Raw genomic sequence first — 20,235 nt, forward strand, 5'->3', positions numbered from 1 at the left:
CGACCGAGTAACTGAGGGACACATGGGACTCACCATCGGCGTCGACATCGGCGGTACGAAGATCGCGGCCGGCGTGGTCGACGAAGAGGGCGCGATCCTCGAAACCAGCACGGTGCCCACCCCGTCCACCGCCGAGGGCGTCATCGACGCCATCGCGGAGGCGGTCCGCACCGTCAGCACCGGGCACGAGATCGAGGCGGTCGGCATCGGCGCCGCCGGCTACGTCGACGACAAGCGGGCCACCGTCCTGTTCGCCCCCAACATCAAGTGGCGCAACGAGCCGCTCAAGGACAAGGTCGAACAGCGCGTCGGCCTCCCGGTCGTCGTCGAGAACGACGCCAACGCCGCGGCCTGGGGCGAGTACCGCTTCGGCGCCGGCCAGGGCCACGACGACGTCGTGTGCATCACGCTCGGCACCGGACTGGGCGGCGGCATCATCATCGGCGGGAGGCTCCACCGCGGACGGTTCGGCGTCGCGGCGGAGTTCGGCCACGTCCGGGTCGTGCCCGACGGCCTGCTGTGCGGCTGCGGCAGCCAGGGCTGCTGGGAGCAGTACGCCTCGGGCCGCGCCCTGGTCCGCTACGCCCGCCAGCGCGCCAACGCCACCCCCGAGAACGCGAAGATCCTGCTCGCCCTGGGCGACGGGACCCCGGAGGGCATCGAGGGCCGGCACATCAGCCAGGCCGCCCGGAAGGGCTGCCCGGTGGCCGTCGACTCCTTCCGCGAGCTGGCCCGCTGGGCCGGAGCGGGACTGGCCGACCTGGCCTCCCTCTTCGACCCCGCCGCGTTCATCGTCGGCGGCGGCGTCTCGGACGAGGGCGACCTCGTCCTCGAACCGATCCGCAAGTCCTTCCGCCGCTGGCTGGTGGGCAGCCAGTGGCGCCCGCACGCCCAGGTGCTCGCCGCCCAGCTCGGCGGCAGGGCCGGTCTGGTGGGCGCGGCCGACCTGGCCCGCCAGGGCTGACGGTACAAGGGGACGCGGGTGAGCGAGGCCGCCGGAAACGGGGACTTCCCCGAAAACGGACCCGGGCCCGGGCAGGTCCCCGGACGCACGGCGTCCGGGGACCTGCCCGCGTCCCGCACCGAGCCCGACGGCTCGGCCGTCGTCCGGCTGATGAGCTACAACATCCGTTCCATGCGCGACGACACGGACGCGCTGGCCCGGGTCGTCCGGGCCTGCGCGCCCGACGTCCTCTGCGTCCAGGAGGCGCCCCGCTTCTTCCGCTGGCGCAAGTACGCCGCCCGCCTCGCCCGGGAGACGGGCCTGGTCCACGTCACGGGCGGGGCGACCGCCACCGGGCCGATGATCCTGTCCTCGCTCCGCGCCCACGTGGAGCGCAGCGAGGACGTACTGCTGCCGCGCACCCCCGGCCTGCACCGCCGCGGCCTGGCCACAGCGGTGCTGCGCTTCGGTCCCGCCGCCCGGCTGGCGGTGGTCTGCTGCCACCTCAGCCTGGCCGAGAAGGAGCGGTACGCCCAGGCCGGGATGGTCCTGGACCGCCTGGCGGGCATGGGGGCGGAGGCCGGGGTGGTGGCCGGCGACCTCAACGACGAGCCCGACGGCCGGGCCTTCCGCCGTCTGGCCGCCGATCTCCAGGACGGCTGGGCCACCGGAGCGTGGGGCGGCGAACTCACCTCGACCGCGGCCGAGCCCCGCAAGCGCATCGACGCCGTGCTGGCCACCGGGGCGGTGGAGGTGCTGGGCTGCGGTGTGCCCGCCGGTCTCCCGGGCGTCACCGACGCGGACCTGAAGGCGGCCACCGACCATCTGCCGGTCCTGGCCGCCCTGCGCGTACCCGCCGCGTAGCCCGGGCCCTCCCGCACGGCCCGGGCCCTCCCGCACGGCCCGGGCCCTCCACCGGCCCGTCAGACCACGGCGCCGCGCCCCGGATCCTCGAAGTCGTCGTCCTCGTCGTCGCGCATCCGCGTCACCAGCGCCGCGAAACCGCCCAGGAACCCGCCGATGCCCAGGGTGGCGATCCACCACGTCACCGGCTGCTGGAACAGGATGGTCAGCATCAGCAGCAGCGGGCCGCCCAGGACCGCCAGCCAGGCGAAGCGGCTCGCGGGATCCCCCTTGGGCAGCGGCGGCGGCTCGGGCGGCACGAAGTGGCCCTCGTCGTCCTCGCCGAGGTCGCCGTCGGACGGCTCGGCCGGGCTCCAGTCGCGCGGTCCGGAGCCGGCCGCGTACACGGTGAAGCCGCGCACCGGGAGGCCGCCGGCCTCCGGCCCGGAGCGCTCGCCGCGCCCTTCGCCGGTCCCGCCGGGGTCTTCGGTCCCGTCCTCCCCGCCGGTCCCGCCGCCCTCGTCGCTCCCGCCGGCCTTGTCCTCCTCGCCGGGTCCGCCGGGTCCGCCGGGTCCGCCGCCGCGCCGCTCCTCCTGCGGAGGGCTCGCGGGCTCCTCCCCGTAGGCGGCCACGATCTGGGCCCAGGCGGCCTCCTCGTCCAGCGGCTCCGGGCCCTCGCCGCGGCCCTGCTCACGCTCCGTCACGTGCCGTCTTCCTCGCTGTGAGGCGGGTGATGAATCCGTAGGAGTCCGCGAAGATCCGCTCCGCGTCGTGGTCCAGCGTGGCCACGTGCAGGCTCCGCTCCAGCACCGTCTCGGTGACGTCGCGCGAGGAGACCCGCTCCAGGATCAGCGCCGAGTCCGAGGGGGACACGACGTGGTCCACGCGGCTGTGCAGGAGCAGCAGCGGCCGGGTGACCCGGGGCAGCTCCCCGCGCACCGTCCGCAGCAGGTCGTACAGGGAGTGGGCGGCGTGCAGCGGCACCCGGTCGTAGCCGACCTCGACCACGCCCTCCCTGGCGATGTCGCCGGTGACGCCCCGGGTGGTGGGCAGCAGATGGCGCAGGACCGGCAGCGCGTACCCCTGGATCCGCGGGAGGGTGGCAGCCGGGTTGACCGCCACGACCCCGCTGACCGCGTCGCCGTGCAGGGCGGCCAGCCGCAGCGCGAGCGCCCCGCCCATCGACAGGCCGCAGACGAAGACCTGCTCGCAGCGCTCGCGCAGCCGGCGCAGTTCGAGCTCGACGGTCGCGTACCAGTCCTGCCAGCCGGTGACCGCCAGGTCCTGCCAGCGCGTGCCGTGGCCAGGCAGCAGCGGCAGCGAGACGGTCAGGCCCTGGTCGGCCAGATAGCGGGCCCAGGGGCGCATCGACTGCGGACAGCCGGTGAAACCGTGACACAGCAGGACGCCGACCTCGCCGCCGTCGTGGCGCAGCGGTTCGGCACCGGGGAGCAGGGGCACCGTGGATCTCCGTTCGGTGGTCGACTCGGTGGGGCACCCGGCACGGGCGGGGTGCTGCCACCCTACGCGTGCGCGCGGTGACCGGGTAGGCCGGACGGCCCGCGCGGGAGCGGAAGCGGGAGGGAAGCCGGTACCGGCGGGATATGGTCTTACCGGCAGACACAGGAGGTTCCTCGGTTGTTGTACGGCGTCATGAAGCTCTCCCTCGGGAACGGGCTCAGGCTCGCGTTCCGTCCCTGGGTGGAGGGTCTGGAGAACATCCCGGCCGAGGGGCCGGCCATCCTCGCGAGCAACCACCTGTCGTTCTCCGACTCCTTCTTCCTGCCCGCCGTCCTGGAGCGCAAGGTCACCTTCATCGCCAAGGCGGAGTACTTCACCACTCCGGGCGTCAAGGGTCGGCTGACGGCGGCGTTCTTCAAGGGCATCGGCCAGCTCCCGGTGGACCGCTCGGGCGGACGGGGCGCGGGCGAGGCCGCGGTCCGCAGCGGCGTCCAGGTGCTGGAGCGCGGCGAGCTGTTCGGCATCTACCCCGAGGGCACCCGGTCCCCGGACGGCCGCCTCTACCGCGGCAAGCCGGGCGGACTGGCCCGGGTGGCGCTGGCCACCGGCGCGCCCGTCATCCCCATCGCGATGATCGACACCGAGAAGATCCAGCCGCCGGGCAAGGTCCTCCCGAAGCTGATGCGGCCCGGCATCCGGATCGGCAGGCCCCTGGACTTCAGCCGCTACCAGGGCATGGACGGCGACCGCTTCGTCCTGCGGTCGATCACCGACGAGGTCATGTACGCGATCATGAAACTGTCCGGCCAGGAGTACGTCGACATGTACGCCACGGCCGCCAAGCGGCAGATCGCGGAGCGGGAGAAGGCGGAGAAGGCCGAGCGGGCCGCACGGCACAGGGCCGGGAAGGCGCGCGGGGGCGACGGCGCCCGGGAGGACGGGGAGCCCGGGGGAGCCGGGGGGCCCGGCGAGGCCGCCGGCGACGGCGGGGGCGACGACAGAGCGGCCTAGGAGCCGCCGGGGGAGGTACGGGGGCGTGGCGATGGCCGCGGGGATGTCCGTCGAGCAGCCGCTGTGGAGGGCGCTGACGGCCTATCGGGTGCTCACCATGGGGTACGCGCTGGCGCTGTACGCCCACGCGTACGGCGAGTACGTCCATCCGCTGGGTGCGGGCGCCTACCTCGCCGTCCTGGCGGTGTGGACGCTGGCGACCGTCCGCCGGGTCTCCTCGGCCGAGCGCTGCACACCGCCCTTCCTGGCGGTGGAGCTGGCCGTCGCGCTCGCCGGCATCCTGCTGACACCGGTGGTGGACACCCAGGCGCGCATCGACGTCGGCGGCCCCACCCTGCCGTCGATATGGACGGCGGGCGCGGTGCTCGGCTTCGCGATCAAGAGCGGCTGGCGCCGGGCCGCGGCGGCCTCGCTGCTGGTCGGCGCCGCCAATGTGGCCGCCGCGGGCGGCTTCGCGCAGGACACCGTGCACAACGTGCTGCTGGTGTGCATCGCGAGCGTCGCCATCGGCTACGTCGTCGAGGTGGCCCGGGCCAGTGAGCGCACCCTGGCGCGTGCGCTCCGGATCGAGGCGGCCACCCGTGAGCGGGAGCGTCTGGCCCGGGACATCCACGACAGCGTGCTCCAGGTGCTGGCCATGGTGCAGCGCCGCGGCACCGCCATCGGCGGGGAGGCGGCCGAACTGGGGCGGCTGGCGGGGGAGCAGGAGGCGGCGCTGCGCACGCTGGTGTCCAGCGGTGTGGTGCCCGAGGCCTCCGTGCCCCGCGACGGAGGGGGCCCCGCTCCGGGCTTCCCGCCCACACCGGGCTCCCCGGGCTCCCCGGTCCCCGCGGCCGCCGTGCCGCCGCAGGGCGGGGGCACAGGGGACGGTGAGGACGGCGGGGAGTGCGATGTGCGCGCGCTGCTGTCCGCGTACGCCGGGAGCAGGGTCTCCTTCGCCGAGCCCGGCGCCCCGGTGCCACTGCCCGCGGCGGCCGCCCGGGAACTGGCCGCGGCGGTCGGCGCGGCCCTGGACAATGTGCGCACACACGCACGGGGGCCGTCGGGCGAGGAGGCGCAGGCGTGGATCCTGCTGGAGGACGAGCCGGACGCCGTGGTGGTGACCGTGCGGGACGACGGACCCGGCATCCCGCCCGGGCGGCTGGAGGACGCGGAGGCCGAGGGCCGCATGGGCGTGGCGCTGTCCATCCGCGGCAGGCTGCGGGACCTGGGCGGCAGCGCGGAGCTGCTGTCGGTGCCGGGACAGGGGACGGAAGTCGAGCTGAGGGTGCCCAAGCGATGACGAGCACAACCGAGGGGAACGGCGGGCGCGGCGACGGGGCCGTACGGGTGATGGTCGTCGACGACCACCCGATGTGGCGGGACGCGGTCGCCCGCGACCTGGCCGAGGCGGGCTTCGACGTGGTGGCCACGGCCGGGGACGGCCCCCAGGCGGTGCGCCGGGCGCGGGCCGCCGGGCCGGACGTCCTCGTCCTCGACCTCAACCTGCCCGGACTGCCGGGCGTCGAGGTGTGCCGGCAACTCGTCGGCTCCGGCCCCGGGGGCGAACCCGCCGGCCCCCGGGTGCTGGTGCTCTCCGCCAGCGGCGAGCACGCGGACGTGCTGGAGGCGGTGAAGTCCGGGGCGACGGGCTATCTGGTGAAGTCGGCGAGCACGCGGGAGCTGCTGGAGGCCGTACGGCGCACGGCGGAGGGGGACCCGGTGTTCACGCCGGGGCTGGCCGGGCTGGTGCTCGGCGAGTACCGGCGGCTGGCCGGCGACCCCGCGCCGCGCGGACGCGACGAGCCCGGCGCGCCCCGGCTGACCGAGCGGGAGACGGAGGTGCTGCGGCTGGTCGCCAAGGGGCTGTCGTACAAGCAGATCGCCGAGCGGCTGGTCATCTCGCACCGCACCGTGCAGAACCATGTGCAGAACACCCTGGGCAAGCTCCAGCTCCACAACCGGGTGGAGCTGGTGCGCTACGCGATCGAACGGGGCCTGGACGACGCCTGAGCCCGCCGCACTCGCCGTCCGCCGCCGGGCTGCTGCCCGCCGCCCGCCGCCCGCCGCCCGCCGTCCGTTCCGGTGTTCCGCCGCTCCCGCCGCCCGTACCACCGCTAGCGTGGCCGGAGCGGCCGGCCGGTGGTTCCGCCGGATCGGGGGAACCCGCCGCAGGAGGCCGGAAACCGGGAAACCGGGCGGAGAAGGGAGACTCATGCGGGTCGGAGTGCTGACCGGCGGCAGCGACTGCCCCGGACTCAACGCGGTGCTGCGCGCGATCGTCCGCAAGGGGGTGCAGGAGTACGGCGACGAGTTCACCGGGTTCCGCGACGGCTGGCGCGGTGTGCTGCGGAACGAGACCGTGCCGCTCGACATCCGGGCCGTGCGCGGCACCCTGCCGCGCGGCGGCACCATCCTCGGCTCCTCGCGCACCAACCCCCTGGCACAGGACGACGGGGCCGACAGGGTGCTGGGCACCCTCGCCCGGCACCGGCTGGACGCCCTGATCGTGGTCGGCGGGACCGCCACGCTCGGCGCCGCGGCCCGGCTCGCCGAGGACCACGGCGTCCCCCTGGTGGGCGTGCCCAAGACCATCGACAACGACATCCCCCTCACCGACTACACCGTCGGCTTCGACACCGCCGTCGGCGTCGCCACCCAGGCCATCGACCGGCTGCACACCACCGCCGAGTCCCACAAACGGGTGCTGGTGGTGGAGGTGATGGGGCGCAGCGCCGGATGGATCGCCCTCCACTCGGGCCTGGCGGGCGGGGCCAACTGCATCCTCGTCCCCGAGCAGCCCTTCGACGTGGAGCAGGTGTGCGAGTGGGTCGAGTCCCGCTTCCGGGCCACCTACGCCCCGATCGTGGTCATCGCCGACAGCGCCCTGCCCGAGTCGGGCGAGATCACCCTGCACCGCGGCACCACGCCGCTGCCGGGCGCGGATCCCCGCGCCCGGCTCTCCGGGGTGGGCGAGTGGCTGGGCAGGGAGATCGAGCGGCGCACCGGAAAGGAGTCCCGCACCACCGTGCTCGGCCACATCCAGCGCGGCGGCGCTCCCAGTCCGTTCGACCGCTGGCTGGCCACCCGCTTCGGCCTGCACGCGATCGACGCGGTGCACCAGGGCGACTGGGGCTCGATGACGGCACTGCAGGGCACCCGGATCGCCCGCGTACGGCTGGCGGAGGCGACCTCCACGCTGAAGACGGTCGATCCGTCGCTGTACGAGGAGGCCGGCGTCTTCTTCGGCTGACCCCTGGTCCGGTCCGGCCCGGTGGATCCACCGGACCGGACCGGACCGGGAGGCCCTCAGACCAGGACGGCGGCCAGCAGATCGGCCGTGATGCGGGCCCCCTCCAGGGTCAGCACCGACTCGGGGTGGAACTGCACCCCGGCGAAGTGCGGTCCGCGCAGCGCGTGGACGTCCCCGCGGGCCGGATCGCGGCTGAGCTCCACCCCGTCCGCGGCCAGCTCCCGCTCCCGCGCCGCGCCGCAGCGGGCGGTGTAGGAGTTGTAGAAGCCGACGGTCCGCTCCGTGCCGAACAGGTCGATCCGCTCCTGCGCGCCCTGGTACGGCTCGTCCTTGCGGACCAGTTCCAGACCCAGCTCGGCGGCGATCAGCTCGTGTCCCAGGCAGACCCCCAGCAGCCCGTGGCGGTGGCGGCGCAGCAGTTCGGCGGCGAGCGGGCGCAGCACCCGCATCTTCGGGTCGGCCGCGTCGCGCGGATCGCCGGGGCCGGGGCCGAGCACCACCGGGCCCGGGTGGGCGAGCACCGCCTCGCGCAGCCCCGGCTCGTCGTACCGCCGCACCGTCACCTCCAGGCCGGTGGAGCGCAGCAGATGGGCCAGCATCGCGGTGAAGGAGTCCTCGCCGTCCACCACCAGCGCCCGGCCGCGCACCGCGCCGTGCCCGGCGCCGGGGGCGGACGTGCGCATCCGCAGCCAGAACGGGGCCAGGTCCGCGCGCCGCGCGTCGAGCGCGGCCCGCACCCGCGGGTCGTCCGCCAGGCGGGGCCGGCCGGCCGTTCCCGCCGTCCCGGCCGTTCCCGCCGTTCCCGCCGTCCCGGCCGGACGGGCCGGACGGGCCGGGCCGGTCCGCACCCCCAGCGCGGCCAGCACCCCGGCGGCCTTGGCATGGGTCTCGGCGACCTCGCCCGCCGGGTCCGAGGCGCGCACCAGCGTGGCGCCCACCGGGACCCGCACCCCGCCGGTGGCCGCGTCGATGTCGGCGGTGCGGATGAGGATGGGGGAGTCCAGCGTCTGCGCGCCGCCGCCGTCCCGGCCGATCAGCGCCAGCGCGCCCGCGTAGTAGCCGCGCCCGCCCTCCTCGTGGCGCCGGATCACCCGGCAGGCGTTCTCCACCGGGCTGCCGGTGACGGTCGCGGCGAACATCGTCTCGCGCAGCACCTCGCGGACGTCCCAGGTGCTGCGGCCGCGCAGCTCGTACTCGGTGTGCGCCAGATGGGCCATCTCCCGCAGCCGCGGCCCGACCACCACACCGCCCATGTCGCCGACGGCGCACATCATCTTCAGCTCCTCGTCGACCACCATCGACAGCTCCTCGGTCTCCTTGCGGTCGCCGAGGAACTCCAGCAGACCCTCCGCGGACGGCCCCCGGTCCGGATAGCGGTAGGTGCCGCTGATCGGGTTCATCACCACCGTCCCGCCGCTCATCCGGACGTGGACCTCGGGGCTGGCGCCCACCAGGGTGCGCTCGCCGGTGTGCACGGCGTACGTCCAGTACGCACCGCGTTCCCCGGCCAGCAGCCGCCGGAACAGCGCCAGCGCGTCGGCCCTGCCGTAGCCCTCGATCACGCCCCGGTAGGTGCGGCGGACGACGAAGTTGGCGCCCTCGCCGGAGCCGATCTCGTCCTCGACCACCCGGCGCACGATCTCCTCGTACGCGCCGTCGCTCACGTCGAAGCCTCCGCCGGTGACGCGGACCGCGTGGCCGGGCAGCGCGGCCGCCAGCGCGTCCAGGGGCACCTCGTGGATCTCGTCGGGGACGAGCACCGACAGCGGAGTGCCGTCGTCGGTCGCCTCGAAGCCGCGTTCGCGGATCTGCCGGAACGGCACCAGGGCGAGGGTGGCCGGCCCGTCGGCGGGGATGTCGGACAGCCGCTCCGCCTCCCCGACCGGCCCGATCAGCACCTCGACGGTGTGCCCGTCCCGGCCGGGGGTGCGGCGCAGCAGCAGTGCGAAGGGCGGGCAGTCGTCGGCCAGCAGGCGCTCCACCAGGGCGCTCGCGGTGACGGTGCCGGGGGTCTCGGGGGTACCGGGGGTCTCGGAGGTGCCGGTGCGGTCTCTCACAGCGGGTCCGTTCCTTCCTGTCGGGAGAGGGAACGGCCCGCGCGCCGACTGCCGGCGCGAACGCGGAAGGCCGCCCCTCGGGCGGCCTTCGCGTCGTACGGATTCAGTGCACGCGCCGGCGGGCCGCCGAAGAGGCGGGCCACCACCAGGCCGCGGCCGTCGCGGCCGGAACTGTCGTCTGCGCGTGCATGTCCCGCACCCTACCCCCGCCCCGCCCGCCCCCGCAGGCTCCGTCTCACCCATCGGTCAGGCGCGCGGAGCGGCCGACCCCACCCCGTAACCTGGACGCGTGACCGTGAACGCCAAACCCGACGCCGGTGCCCGCACCTGGCGAGACCTACCCGCGGCGCAGCAGCCCGAATGGCCGGACCTTGAGGCTCTGCGCGATGTGATCGCCGAGCTCGAGTCCTATCCGCCGCTCGTCTTCGCGGGCGAGTGCGACCAGCTGCGCGCCCGCCTGGCCTCGGTGGCCAAGGGCGAGGCGTTCCTGCTCCAGGGGGGCGACTGCGCCGAGGCCTTCGACGCCGTCTCCGCCGAGCAGATCAGGAACAAGCTCAAGACGCTGCTCCAGATGGGGGCCGTGCTCACCTACGCCGGGTCCGTCCCGGTGGTGAAGGTGGGCCGGATCGCCGGACAGTACAGCAAGCCGCGCTCGAAGCCGACCGAGACCCGCGACGGGGTGACCCTGCCCTCCTACCGGGGCGACTCCGTCAACGGCTTCGAGTTCACCCCCGAGGCCCGCACCCCGGACCCGCAGCGGCTCAAGCGGATGTACCACGCGTCCTCGGCGACGCTGAACCTGGTGCGCGCCTTCACCACCGGCGGTTACGCCGACCTGCGCCAGGTGCACGCCTGGAACCAGGACTTCGTGAAGAACTCCCCCTCCGGCCAGCGCTACGAGGCACTGGCCCGGGAGATCGACCGGGCGCTGAACTTCATGAACGCCTGCGGGGTGGACCCGGAGGAGTTCAAGACGGTGGAGTTCTACGCCTCGCACGAGGCGCTGGTCCTCGACTACGAGTCGGCGCTGACCCGGGTGGACTCCCGCACGGGGAACCTGTACGACGTCTCCGGCCACATGGTGTGGATCGGCGAGCGGACCCGCCAGCTGGACGGCGCGCACATCGAGTTCGCCTCCCGCATCCGCAACCCGATCGGGGTCAAGCTCGGCCCCACCACCACGCCCGAGGACGCCCTGACGCTGATCGACCGGCTGGACCCGGACCGCGAGCCGGGCCGGCTGACCTTCATCACCCGGATGGGGGCCGACAAGATCCGCGACAGGCTCCCCACCCTGGTGGAGAAGGTCACGGCCTCCGGCGCGCAGCCGGTGTGGGTGTGCGACCCGATGCACGGCAACACCTTCGAGGCCGCCAGCGGGCACAAGACGCGGCGCTTCGACGACGTGCTGGACGAGGTCAAGGGCTTCTTCGAGGTCCACAAGGGCCTGGGCACCCACCCGGGCGGCATCCACGTGGAGCTGACCGGCGACGACGTCACCGAGTGCGTGGGCGGCGGCGACGAGATCTTCGTCGACGACCTGCACCAGCGCTACGAGACCGCCTGCGACCCGCGGCTGAACCGCAGCCAGTCGCTGGACCTGGCGTTCCTGGTGGCGGAGATGTACCGGGACCAGTGAACGGCGGGCACCCCGGCGCACCGGCGGGTACCGGCAGGCGCCGATGAGCACCGGCACACAGCGGCGCCGTGGGGCGCGGATCACAGCGATCCGCGCCCCACGGCGTCTTTCGCGCTCCCGGCCCGCTCCCCGTGCGGACCGGGGCACGGGCGCGGTCACGGGCGCGGTCACGGGCACGGCCGTGGTCTGTCACCATGGAGACATGGTTCAGCCGGAAAGCCGCGAAGGGGAGCGACTGGATCTTCCGCCGGGGCAGCGGCTCCAGCGCGGCTGGCCGGTGACGCACTACGGCCCGGTGCCCAGGTTCCGGCCCGAGCGCTGGGAGTTCCGCGTCTTCGGGGCCACCGCCGACGGGGGCACGCACCGCTGGAAGCACGAGGAGTTCTCGGCGCTGCCCCACGAGACCGTGGTCGCCGACCTGCACTGTGTCACCCGGTTCAGCATGCTGGGCGTCGAATGGGGCGGGGTGCGTACCCGCACCCTCCTCGAACTCGTGCCGCCCGCGCCGGAGGTCACCCATGTGATGGTGTGGGCCGAGTACGGCTACAGCGCCAACCTGCGGCTGGCGGACTTCACCGCCGACCACACGCTCTTCGCCACCCACCGTGCCGGCGAGCCGCTCACGGCCGAGCACGGCTTCCCGGTACGGCTGGTCGTACCCCATCTGTACGCCTGGAAGGGGCCCAAGTGGGTGCGGGGCGTGGAGTACATGACCGCCGACCGCCGGGGCTTCTGGGAGGAGCGGGGCTACCACAACATCGGCGACCCCTGGCACGAGCAGCGCTACTCGTACCAGGAGGAGCCGGGCGACGGCCCCGGACTGTGAACGGGCCCACGACCCCTCGGCGCAGCCCCTTCGCGCGTCCCCTTCGCGTACTTCCTCGCGCGGTCCCACCCGCCGTCCGGGAGCCGCGTCAGCCCCTGAGCTCCTTCAGCCGTGCCACGTCCGCCGCGTGCCCCTCCCTGCCGCCCGGGGTCTCGATGACCAGGGGCACGCCCCCGGTCGCCGGATGGCGCAGCAGCTCGCGGAACGGCCCGGCGCCGATGTGGCCCGCGCCGATGTTCGCGTGGCGGTCCTTGCGGGCGCCGGCGACGTCCTTGGAGTCGTTGGCGTGGACCAGCCGCAGCCGCCCCTCGCCGGCCACCGCCACCACCTCGTCCAGCAGCGCCTTCATGCCGCCCTCGGCCGCCATGTCGTGTCCGGCGGCGAAGGCGTGGCAGGTGTCCAGGCAGATCCCGATCCGGGGATGGCGCTCCAGGGCGTCGAGGTAGGGGCCCAGGTCCGCGGCCCGCGCGCACAGCGAGGCGCCCTGGCCGGCCGTCGGCTCCAGCAGCAGCCACGGGTCCTGCGATTCCTCGCCGGGGTCCAGTTCCTCCAGCAGCGGCAGCATCCGCTCGCGCACCTGGGCCAGCGCCGTGGCGCGGTCCCGTCCGCCGGTGGCCGAGCCGGTGTGGACGACCACGCCCAGGGCGCCGATGTGCCGGGCGCGCCGCAGTGAGTGGCGCAGGGAGGCCACGGACCGCTCGGCCGTGGCCTCGGTGTGCGAGCCGAAGTTGATCAGGTAGGGAGCGTGGACGTAGGCGGGGATCCCCTCGTCCGCGCAGGCCGTGCGGAAGGCCTCGTCCTGCCTCGGGTCGCCCGCCGGGGTGGCCCAGCCGCGCGGGTTGGCGACGAAGACCTGCACGGCCTCGGCGCCGATCTCACGGGCGTACGCCAGGCCCTTGGCGGCGAGTCCGCCGGCGACGGCGACATGGCTGCCGACGGGGTTGCGGGCGCGGCGGGAGGCGGGGGCGGTCCCGCCCGCACCCGCGGAGGAGGGGGAGGGAGAGGGCGGGGCGTCGTGCGGGGAAGGTGCGGTGCTCACACGTCGAGGGTGCCAGGCCCCCGCGGCGCACGGCCCGGCGGCCCGCTCGTGGTGAGCGGGCCGCCGGGCCGTGCGGGAGGTGCCTTCGGGCCGGTCAGTAGGCCGAGTCGACGTTGTCCATGGAGCCGTACCGGTCGGCGGCGTAGTTGCACGCGGCGACGATGTTGGCCACCGGGTCGTACAGGTCGTACTTGGTGCCCTTGACGTGGTAGGCGTCGAAGGTGGGCTGGATCACCTGGAGCAGCCCCTTGGAGGGTATGCCGTTGCGGGCGTTGACGTCCCAGTTGTTGATGGCCCGCGGGTCGCCGCTGGACTCGCGCATGATGTTGCGGTGGATGCCCTCGTAGGTGCCGGGGATGCCCTCGCGCTCCATGATGGCCAGGGCCTCGCGGATCCACCCGTCGAGGTTGTCCGGGTAGGTGGCGGCCTGGCGCTGCTCGCGCTCGTACGCCTGCTCCAGGGTCTTCCTGTCGCGCTCGCCCCAGTTGCCGCCGTCGCCCCAGCCGCCGCGGTCGTGCGAGCGGTCGGCGGCCTTCTCGCGGTCGTGCGAGCGGTCGGCGGCGGCCTCGCGTTCGGCCTTCCCGGCCTTGCGCTCCTCCTCCTCCTTCTTCTTCTCGGCGGCGGCCTCGCGGGCGTCGGCCTGGGCCTGCTGGTAGGAGCCGGAGAACTGCGCCCGCAGGCCGCCCTGCCCGGCGGCGATGTCCTCGGCCTGGGCGGCAGGCTCCACCGGGAGCGAGACCGGTGCGGAGGCGGGCTTCGGCTCGGCCGAGGGAGCGGCCTGCTCGGCGCCCGCCGGGGCGAGGCCGAGCGCCAGGGTGGCGGCGCCGGTGGCCGCGGCGACACCGATGGCGGAGAACTTGTGGGTGCCGGCCATGCGGGCGGTGCCGGACATGCGGAACTGGTCGAGAACGCGGAACACAGACATGGGGGAGGAGAACCTCTTCCGATCGCTTGCGTCGCGGAGCCGGATCAGCCGGGCCGGCCATGGGGCCGAGCGGGGTTGCGCCGGGTTCCTCTCCTCGGCGCTGGCGACTGTTGCATTGTTAGCGACCGGAACTTATGAGGACAAAGACGTGGTGTACGACCTGGAGTAGTAGATATCCGGCGGAACGGATCTCCGGAGGGTGATCGGAGCCGCTCGGGGCCGGCCGGGCCACCGCGGTGTCCACTATGCGGCTTCGTAGGTGATCTGGGTCCTATGGGGCGCTTCACAATGGCTGCCCGCTCAAGCAACCCTCCGCACCCGGGCGGTGACGCACGGGTCGGTCCGGCCGGGCGGGCGCGCTCCGGTCAGCGCACCCAGACGGTGATCTCCGAGCCGCGCGGGGCCCGTTCGCCGGCCGTGACGGACTGGTCGAAGACGGTGCCGGTGAAGAAGACCCTGCGGACCCTCACCTCGAAGCCCGCGTCCTCCAGGGCCCGCCTGGCCTCGTCCTCCGCCATTCCCTCCACATCCGGGACCTCGATCATCTCCGGGCCCTTGGAGACGGTCAGCGTCACGGTGTCGCCCTCCGCGGCGACCGCGCCCTCGCGGGGCGACTGCCGGGCGACCGTGCCCTCGTCCTCTTCGGAGAAGACCCGCTCGGGGGCCGTGCGGACCTTCAGCCCGGCCTCCTCCAGCCGCTGCCGGGCCGTTCCCTCGTCCTCACCGACGACACCGGGTACCTCGACCCGCGCGCCCTTGGAGAGCACGAGTGCCACGGCCGTGCCCGGACGGCGCACGCTGCCCGCCCGGGGCTCGGTGCGGGCCACCGAGCCCCGCTCCACCTTCCCCGAGAACTCCCTGGTCACCATGCCGGGCTCCAGCCCCGCGGCCTTGATCTTCCGGCGGGCCTCGTTCGGTGTGTCGCCCGTCACGTCGGGGACCTCGACCCGCTCCGGGCCCTGGGAGACGGTGATGGTCACCGTGCCGTTGCCGCGGATGCGCTCACCGCGGTCCGGGTCGCTGCCGATGACATGGCCCCGCTCCACGGTGTCGCTGTAGTCCCGGACGATCCGCCACTCCAGCCCGGCCTCCTCGACCGTCCGCTTGGCCCGGTCCTCGGTCATGTCGAGGATCCCGGGTGTCCTGGTGAACTGCCCGGAGTTGATGTACCAGACGCCCAGTGCCGCACCGAGGACCAGCAGGGCGGCGGTGACCAGCGCCGGCACCGAACGCATGGGCCCGCGGCCCGCCCCCCGCCGCCGGCGCGTGCCCGGCCCGGGCGGACCCGCCTCCCCCGGCTCCGCCCGCACGGCGGCCGGCCGGGGCAGGACGGAGGTGCGGTTCAGCACCTCCCCGCCCTCCTTCGGGCCGGCGCCGCCGGCGGGCGCTCCCGGTGTACCGCCGCGCGGGAGGACGGTGGTGCTCTCCTCGGAGCCGGCGGGGACGGGGGAGACGGGGGAGCCGTTCCGGCCGGCGGCGGCCGGGGGCAGCGCGTCCAGCTGCTCGCCGGTCAGCGTCTCCATCACGGCTTTGACCTCGGCGAGCAGTTCCACGGCGTCGGCCGGCCGCCGTCCGGGGTCGCGGGCGGCGGTACGGGCCACCAGGTCGTCCAGGGCGGGGGCGAGATCGGGCACGGCGGCCGAGGGGGCCGGGACGTCCTGCTGGAGGTGCTGGTAGAGCACCTGGGCCGGGGTGCCGCCGGCGTGCGGCTTGGAGCCGGTCAGCATCTCGTACAGCACCACGCCGCAGGCGTAGACGTCCGCGCGGGCGTCGGCGGTGCCGTGCTCGATCTGCTCGGGCGCCAGGTAGGAGACGGTGCCCAGCACCGAGCCGGTGGAGGCGGACGTCTGGGAGTCCACGGCCCGCACCAGGCCGAAGTCGGCCACCTTGACCCGCCCGTCGTCCCCTATCAGGACGTTCTCCGGCTTCACGTCGCGGTGCACCAGACCGGCCAGATGGGCGGCGCCCAGCGCGGCGAGCACGGGCTCCAGGACGTCCAGCGCGGCGCGCGGCCGGAGCGCACCGCGCTCGCGCAGCACGTCACGCAGCGTGCAGCCCTGGACGTACTCCATGGCGAGGTAGACATAGCCGCCGTCCTCGCCCTGGTCGAAGACCCCCACCACGTTCGGGTGGGACAGACGGGCCGCGGACTTGGCCTCCCGGATGAACCGGTCGACGAACGAGGCGTCGGCTGCGAGGGAGGGGTGCATCACCTTCAGGGCGAGCTCCCGGTCCAGCCGGGTGTCCATCGCCCGGTAGACCGTGGCCATGCCGCCGACGGCGATCCGCGCCTCCACGCGGTAGCGGCCGTCGAGCACGTGCCCGATCAACGGGTCCCGAAGGGTCGTGTCCACGGCGCAGAGTCTACGAGCCGCCGTCCGCACGGCCGACCGCACCGGCGCAGGCGCACCGGAGTGCGGCACAACGGTGACGAAACCGCCGCCGCGCCGCGACATCGGTACGAAAGCCCTCGGACGGCCGCCCGCGGGCCGCTCACCCGAAGGCCGCTCACCCGAAGGCCGGCCGCTCCGGGTCGAGGTTCGCCATCCCCTCCGCCGGCGAGGAGGCCAGCGCGAAGTGGCGTCGCGGGATCCGGCCCGCACGGTACGCCAGCCGCCCCGCCTCCACCGCGTGCCGCATCGCCTCGGCCATCAGCACCGGCTCCTGGGCGCGGGTGACGGCGGAGGCCAGCATCACCGCCGCGCAGCCCAGCTCCATGGCGAGGGCGGCGTCCGAGGCGGTGCCCGCGCCCGCGTCCAGGACGACCGGGACGGACGCCCGCTCGGTGATCAGCTGGAAGTTGTGCGGGTTGCGGATGCCCAGGCCCGAGCCGATGGGCGAGCCCAGCGGCATGATCGCCGCGCAGCCCACGTCCTCCAGCCGCCGCGCCAGCACCGGGTCGTCGCTGGTGTACGGCAGGACGGTGAAGCCGTCGTCGACCAGCGTCTCGGCGGCCTCCAGCAGCTCCACCGGGTCGGGCAGCAGGGTGCGCTCGTCCGCGACGACCTCCAGCTTGATCCAGTCGGTGCCCAGCGCCTCGCGGGCCAGCCGGGCGGTGAGCACGGCCTCCCCGGCGGTGAAGCAGCCGGCGGTGTTGGGCAGCACGCGGATGCCGTGCCGCCTGAGCACCGACAGCACCGATCCGGAGACGGTCGGGTCCAGGCGCCGCATGGCCACGGTGGTCAGCTCGGTGCCCGAGGCGAGCAGCGCCCGCTCCAGCACCTCCAGGCTGGGCGCGCCGCCCGTGCCCATGATGAGGCGGGAGGTGAAGGCGGTGCCGCCGATGGTGAGGGTGTCGTCAGCCATGGCCGTCGTCAGCCCCCCTGCACCGCGGTCAGGACCTCGACCCGGTCGCCGTCGCACAGCCGTGTCGCCGGCCACTGCCCGCGCGGCACGACGGTCTCGTTGACGGCCGCGGCGACGCCGGCCGGGGCGGTGGTCAGGGACGCCACGACCGCGTCGAGTGCGAGGCCGGCCGCGATCTCGCGCGGCTCGCCGTTGACATGGACGGTGGCCGTGGCCGTGGCCGTGGCGGTGGCGGTGGTACGGGGTGCGCCGGTGTTCATACGGGGCTCTCCTGAAGCGTGCGGTCGAAGCGCCGGGGGGTGAACGGGCGTGCCTCCTCGGGGAGTTCGCCGGTGGTCAGGACCTGGGCCAGAATGTCGCCGGTGACCGGGGCGAGCAGCACCCCGTTGCGGTGGTGGCCGGTGGCCAGGTGCAGGCCGGGCAGGGCGGTCGGGCCGAGCAGCGGTGCGTTGTCGGGGGAGCCGGGGCGCAGCCCCGCGCGGGTCTCCACCAGCGGCAGCTCGGTGATGCCGGGTACCAGCTCGTGCGCGTCGCGCAGCAGCTCGTAGACGCCGCCGGCCGTCACGGTGGTGTCCCAGCCCTGCTCCTCGCTGGTCGCGCCCAGCACCAGTTCGCCGTCGGCCCGCGGCACCAGATAGACATGGCCGCCGCGCACCAGGGCCCGTACGGTGCGCGAGAGGAACGGGGCGTACGCGCCGGGGATCCGCAGCCGCAGGATCTGGCCCTTGACCGGGCGCACCGGCGGCAGGACCTCCTCGGGCACCCCCGCCAGCCGTCCGCTGTCGCTGCCCGCCGCCAGCACCACCCGGTCGGCCCCGAGGGCGGTGCCGTCGGCCAGCTGCGCCCCGGCCGCCCGGTCGCCGGACAGGGACAGCCGCCCGGCCCGCTGCCGCACGAAGCGGACCCCGGCCCGCTCGCAGGCGGCCAGCAGAGCGGCCGTCAGCCGGCGCGGATCGGTCTGGTGGTCGCCGTCCACGCGCAGCCCGCCGCGCACCCCGGGGGCGAGCATCGGCTCCAGCCGGCGGCACTCGCGGCCGGTCAGCCACGCCGACTCCAGCCCGCAGCGCCGGTGCAGCGCGTGCAGCTCCCGCAGGTGGGCCCGGTCGTCGGCGTCCAGCGCGACGGCCAGCGTGCCGCAGGCGCGGTAGCCGGTCCCCAGGCCCGAGGCCTCCTCCAGCTCGGCAGTGAAGGCCGGGTAGCGGCGCGCCGAGGCCAGGTTGAGGGCGAGCAGGGACTCCTCGCCGTAGTGCAGCTCGGTGACGGCCGCCAGCATCCCGGCCGCCACCCCGGCGGCGCCGCCGCCCGGCGCCGGGTCGACGACCGTGACCCGCGCCCCCCGCTGGGCGGTCCGCCAGGCCGTGACCAGCCCGATGACGCCGCCGCCGATGATCAGCACGTGCATGGGTGCGGTGCTCCTCCCTTCGCCGGAATGACCCGGATCAGGTTCGTACGGTCGGAGGCCGCGCAAGCCTCCCTCTCAGCCCGGTGCGCCGGGCTCCCGCGCTTTTGTCGTTCGCCGGTTCCCTCCGGGGCCTTCCCGTCCCCCGGACGCCGACCACCCTATCCGCGCGCCCGCCGGGGCTGAAGGGGAGCCGGGCCCGGCCCCCCGTCGGCCCCGGCGGCTGTGGCGGGGCTCTCACCGGACCGCCGGGCCGCCCGGCGGCCCGGCCCGACCTCCTACAGTGATCGCGTGAGCGTGCGAACCGAGCAGCAGAGCAGGCAGCGGATCCTCGTCGTCGGCGCCGGGATGGCCGGGGTGCAGACCGCCGTACAGCTGCGCGAGCAGGGCTGGCCGGGGCGGATCGCCCTGGTCGGCGCCGAACCCCACCGGCCGTACGACCGGCCGCCGCTGTCCAAGGCCGTGCTGCTGGGCAGGGCGGCCGGATCCGCCTTCGACGTCGACTTCCGGGCCCTGGAGGTGGACCTGCGCCTGGGCACGGCCGCCACCGGGCTGCGCACTGGCGACCGGGAGGCGGACACCGACGCCGGCCCGCTGTCCTACGACGGCCTGGTCGTCGCCACCGGCGCCGAGCCGGTCCCCCTGCCCGGCGCCGAGGGCGTCCCCGGGGTGTACCTGCTGCGCACCCTCGACGACGCCGAGCGGCTGCGGCCGGTGCTCGCCGGGCGCCGGGAGGTGGTGGTCGTCGGAGCGGGCTGGATCGGCGCGGAGTTCGCCACCGCGGCCCGCGAGGCCGGCTGCCGGGTGACCGTGGTGGAGGCCGCGGACCAGCCGCTGGCCGGAGCGCTGCCGCCGTCCGTCGCGGCCCGGATGCGCGCCTGGTACGAGGAGGCGGGCGCCGAGCTGCGCACCGGGTGCGCCGTCACGGGCGTCGCCGCGGCCGGCACACCGGAGGACCCGGTGTGCGAGGTGGAGCTGTCCGACGGCTCGGTGCTGACCGCGGGCGCGGTCGTCACCGGGATCGGCGCGCGCCCGGCCACCGGCTGGCTGGCGGGCTCCGGTGTGGCGCTGGGCGGGGACGGCGCGGTCCTCGCCGACGAGTACCTGCGTGCCTCCGTCCCCGGCGTCCACGCCGTCGGGGACTGCGCCTCCTACCCGTCGGCCCGCTACGGCCGCCGTCTGCTGGTCCACCACTGGGACAACGCGCTCCAGGGACCGCGCACGGTCGCCTCGGGCCTGATCGCCGGAGAGGCCGAGACGCCGGTGTACGACCCGGTGCCGTACTTCTGGTCCGAGCAGTTCGGCCGCTTCGTCCAGTACGCGGGCCACCACGCCGGCGAGGACGAGATGCTGTGGCGCGGCGATCCGGCGGACGCGGCCTGGACGGTGTGCTGGCTGCGCGACGGTGTGCTGCGCGCCCTGCTGGCCGTGGGCCGCCCGCGCGATCTGACCCAGGGGCGGAAGCTGATCGAGCGCGGCACGGCCCTGGACCCGGTGCGGGCCGCCGATCCCTCCGTCCCCCTGAAGAGCGCGGCCCGCTAGTGACTGTCGGTG

At 75.0% G+C, this 20,235-nt stretch carries 18 protein-coding genes and 1 riboswitch; of the genes, 9 read left to right on the top strand and 9 right to left on the bottom strand.

Annotated features, from left to right (window positions below):
• The first annotated feature begins 22 nt into the window (after positions 1–22).
• Both CUT83_RS22385 and CUT83_RS22390 read left to right on the top strand, forming a co-directional pair.
• Positions 23–964, top strand: a complete 942-nt coding sequence (locus tag CUT83_RS22385) for an ROK family glucokinase (RefSeq protein WP_101257636.1) — start codon at positions 23–25, stop codon at positions 962–964.
• 150 nt (positions 965–1,114) lie between these two features.
• The gene (locus tag CUT83_RS22390) at positions 1,115–1,807 is read left to right on the top strand and encodes an endonuclease/exonuclease/phosphatase family protein (RefSeq protein ID WP_101257782.1); all 693 of its coding nucleotides are present in this window, start codon (positions 1,115–1,117) and stop codon (positions 1,805–1,807) included.
• 59 nt (positions 1,808–1,866) lie between these two features.
• Here the strand turns inward: CUT83_RS22390 and CUT83_RS22395 are convergent, their stop codons facing one another.
• Both CUT83_RS22395 and CUT83_RS22400 read right to left on the bottom strand, forming a co-directional pair.
• The gene (locus tag CUT83_RS22395; RefSeq protein WP_101257637.1) at positions 1,867–2,490 is read right to left on the bottom strand and encodes a hypothetical protein; all 624 of its coding nucleotides are present in this window, start codon (positions 2,488–2,490) and stop codon (positions 1,867–1,869) included.
• Positions 2,477–3,247 (bottom strand): alpha/beta hydrolase, encoded by a 771-nt coding sequence (locus CUT83_RS22400; RefSeq protein ID WP_101257638.1) that lies wholly within the window; start codon positions 3,245–3,247, stop codon positions 2,477–2,479. The genes CUT83_RS22395 and CUT83_RS22400 overlap by 14 nt, the downstream gene beginning before the upstream one ends.
• 192 nt (positions 3,248–3,439) lie before the next feature.
• Here CUT83_RS22400 and CUT83_RS22405 point away from each other — a divergent pair, with 192 nt between their 5' ends.
• From CUT83_RS22405 to CUT83_RS22420, 4 genes are all read left to right on the top strand, one after another.
• Positions 3,440–4,258: a lysophospholipid acyltransferase family protein gene (locus CUT83_RS22405; RefSeq protein WP_101257639.1), complete on the top strand. Its 819-nt coding sequence runs from the start codon at positions 3,440–3,442 to the stop codon at positions 4,256–4,258.
• Between the two features lie 31 nt (positions 4,259–4,289).
• Positions 4,290–5,540 carry a MacS family sensor histidine kinase gene (gene macS, locus CUT83_RS22410; protein WP_369126576.1) on the top strand — a complete coding sequence of 417 codons (1,251 nt, stop codon included), beginning with the start codon at positions 4,290–4,292 and terminating at the stop codon, positions 5,538–5,540.
• Positions 5,537–6,250 carry a response regulator gene (locus CUT83_RS22415; protein ID WP_101257640.1) on the top strand — a complete coding sequence of 238 codons (714 nt, stop codon included), beginning with the start codon at positions 5,537–5,539 and terminating at the stop codon, positions 6,248–6,250. Before macS ends, CUT83_RS22415 begins: the two co-directional genes overlap by 4 nt.
• A gap of 202 nt (positions 6,251–6,452) precedes the next feature.
• Complete coding sequence (locus CUT83_RS22420) at positions 6,453–7,490, top strand: 6-phosphofructokinase (RefSeq protein ID WP_101257641.1); 1,038 nt, start codon at positions 6,453–6,455, stop codon at positions 7,488–7,490.
• 56 nt (positions 7,491–7,546) lie between these two features.
• Here CUT83_RS22420 and CUT83_RS22425 read toward each other — a convergent pair whose 3' ends face one another.
• Positions 7,547–9,472, bottom strand: coding sequence for an anthranilate synthase family protein (locus tag CUT83_RS22425; protein WP_240958024.1), 1,926 nt, complete (start codon positions 9,470–9,472; stop codon positions 7,547–7,549).
• Between the two features lie 364 nt (positions 9,473–9,836).
• Here CUT83_RS22425 and CUT83_RS22430 point away from each other — a divergent pair, with 364 nt between their 5' ends.
• Positions 9,837–11,186 (top strand): class II 3-deoxy-7-phosphoheptulonate synthase, encoded by a 1,350-nt coding sequence (locus CUT83_RS22430; RefSeq protein ID WP_101257643.1) that lies wholly within the window; start codon positions 9,837–9,839, stop codon positions 11,184–11,186.
• 202 nt (positions 11,187–11,388) lie between these two features.
• Positions 11,389–12,012: a sulfite oxidase-like oxidoreductase gene (locus CUT83_RS22435; RefSeq protein ID WP_101257644.1), complete on the top strand. Its 624-nt coding sequence runs from the start codon at positions 11,389–11,391 to the stop codon at positions 12,010–12,012.
• Positions 12,013–12,100: 88 nt separating this feature from the next.
• Here the strand turns inward: CUT83_RS22435 and CUT83_RS22440 are convergent, their stop codons facing one another.
• From CUT83_RS22440 to thiO, 6 genes are all read right to left on the bottom strand, one after another.
• Positions 12,101–13,051, bottom strand: coding sequence for a deoxyribonuclease IV (locus CUT83_RS22440; RefSeq protein WP_101257645.1), 951 nt, complete (start codon positions 13,049–13,051; stop codon positions 12,101–12,103).
• Between the two features lie 94 nt (positions 13,052–13,145).
• Complete coding sequence (locus CUT83_RS22445; protein ID WP_240958002.1) at positions 13,146–13,976, bottom strand: transglycosylase SLT domain-containing protein; 831 nt, start codon at positions 13,974–13,976, stop codon at positions 13,146–13,148.
• Between the two features lie 365 nt (positions 13,977–14,341).
• Positions 14,342–16,330 carry a Stk1 family PASTA domain-containing Ser/Thr kinase gene (gene pknB, locus CUT83_RS22450; protein ID WP_240958003.1) on the bottom strand — a complete coding sequence of 663 codons (1,989 nt, stop codon included), beginning with the start codon at positions 16,328–16,330 and terminating at the stop codon, positions 14,342–14,344.
• 154 nt (positions 16,331–16,484) lie between these two features.
• Positions 16,485–17,282 carry a thiazole synthase gene (locus CUT83_RS22455; RefSeq protein ID WP_101257647.1) on the bottom strand — a complete coding sequence of 266 codons (798 nt, stop codon included), beginning with the start codon at positions 17,280–17,282 and terminating at the stop codon, positions 16,485–16,487.
• A gap of 8 nt (positions 17,283–17,290) precedes the next feature.
• Complete coding sequence (gene thiS / locus CUT83_RS22460; protein WP_101257648.1) at positions 17,291–17,542, bottom strand: sulfur carrier protein ThiS; 252 nt, start codon at positions 17,540–17,542, stop codon at positions 17,291–17,293.
• Positions 17,539–18,684: a glycine oxidase ThiO gene (thiO, locus tag CUT83_RS22465; protein ID WP_101257649.1), complete on the bottom strand. Its 1,146-nt coding sequence runs from the start codon at positions 18,682–18,684 to the stop codon at positions 17,539–17,541. Before thiO ends, thiS begins: the two co-directional genes overlap by 4 nt.
• A riboswitch (TPP riboswitch) is annotated at positions 18,682–18,791 on the bottom strand. It overlaps the preceding gene by 3 nt.
• A gap of 181 nt (positions 18,792–18,972) precedes the next feature.
• On the opposite strand from thiO, the gene CUT83_RS22470 reads away from it, so the two are divergent.
• On the top strand, positions 18,973–20,223 hold the full coding sequence (locus tag CUT83_RS22470; RefSeq protein WP_101257785.1) for an NAD(P)/FAD-dependent oxidoreductase: 1,251 nt from the start codon (positions 18,973–18,975) through the stop codon (positions 20,221–20,223).
• The last annotated feature ends 12 nt before the right edge of the window (positions 20,224–20,235 follow it).

Source organism: Streptomyces barkulensis, assembly GCF_002843305.1.
GTDB classification, from domain to species: Bacteria; Actinomycetota; Actinomycetes; order Streptomycetales; family Streptomycetaceae; genus Streptomyces; species Streptomyces barkulensis.

What these genes read in the sequence shown, in the direction of transcription:
- CUT83_RS22385 (WP_101257636.1), top strand. Translation starts at nt 23, where the DNA reads ATGGGACTCACCATCGGCGTCGACATCGGCGGTACGAAGATCGCGGCC.
- CUT83_RS22390 (WP_101257782.1), top strand. Translation starts at nt 1,115, where the DNA reads ATGAGCTACAACATCCGTTCCATGCGCGACGACACGGACGCGCTGGCC.
- CUT83_RS22405 (WP_101257639.1), top strand. Translation starts at nt 3,440, where the DNA reads ATGAAGCTCTCCCTCGGGAACGGGCTCAGGCTCGCGTTCCGTCCCTGG.
- macS (WP_369126576.1), top strand. Translation starts at nt 4,290, where the DNA reads ATGGCCGCGGGGATGTCCGTCGAGCAGCCGCTGTGGAGGGCGCTGACG.
- CUT83_RS22415 (WP_101257640.1), top strand. Translation starts at nt 5,537, where the DNA reads ATGACGAGCACAACCGAGGGGAACGGCGGGCGCGGCGACGGGGCCGTA.
- CUT83_RS22420 (WP_101257641.1), top strand. Translation starts at nt 6,453, where the DNA reads ATGCGGGTCGGAGTGCTGACCGGCGGCAGCGACTGCCCCGGACTCAAC.
- CUT83_RS22435 (WP_101257644.1), top strand. Translation starts at nt 11,389, where the DNA reads ATGGTTCAGCCGGAAAGCCGCGAAGGGGAGCGACTGGATCTTCCGCCG.
- CUT83_RS22445 (WP_240958002.1), bottom strand. Translation starts at nt 13,976, where the DNA reads ATGTCTGTGTTCCGCGTTCTCGACCAGTTCCGCATGTCCGGCACCGCC.
- CUT83_RS22455 (WP_101257647.1), bottom strand. Translation starts at nt 17,282, where the DNA reads ATGGCTGACGACACCCTCACCATCGGCGGCACCGCCTTCACCTCCCGC.
- thiS (WP_101257648.1), bottom strand. Translation starts at nt 17,542, where the DNA reads ATGAACACCGGCGCACCCCGTACCACCGCCACCGCCACGGCCACGGCC.
- thiO (WP_101257649.1), bottom strand. Translation starts at nt 18,684, where the DNA reads ATGCACGTGCTGATCATCGGCGGCGGCGTCATCGGGCTGGTCACGGCC.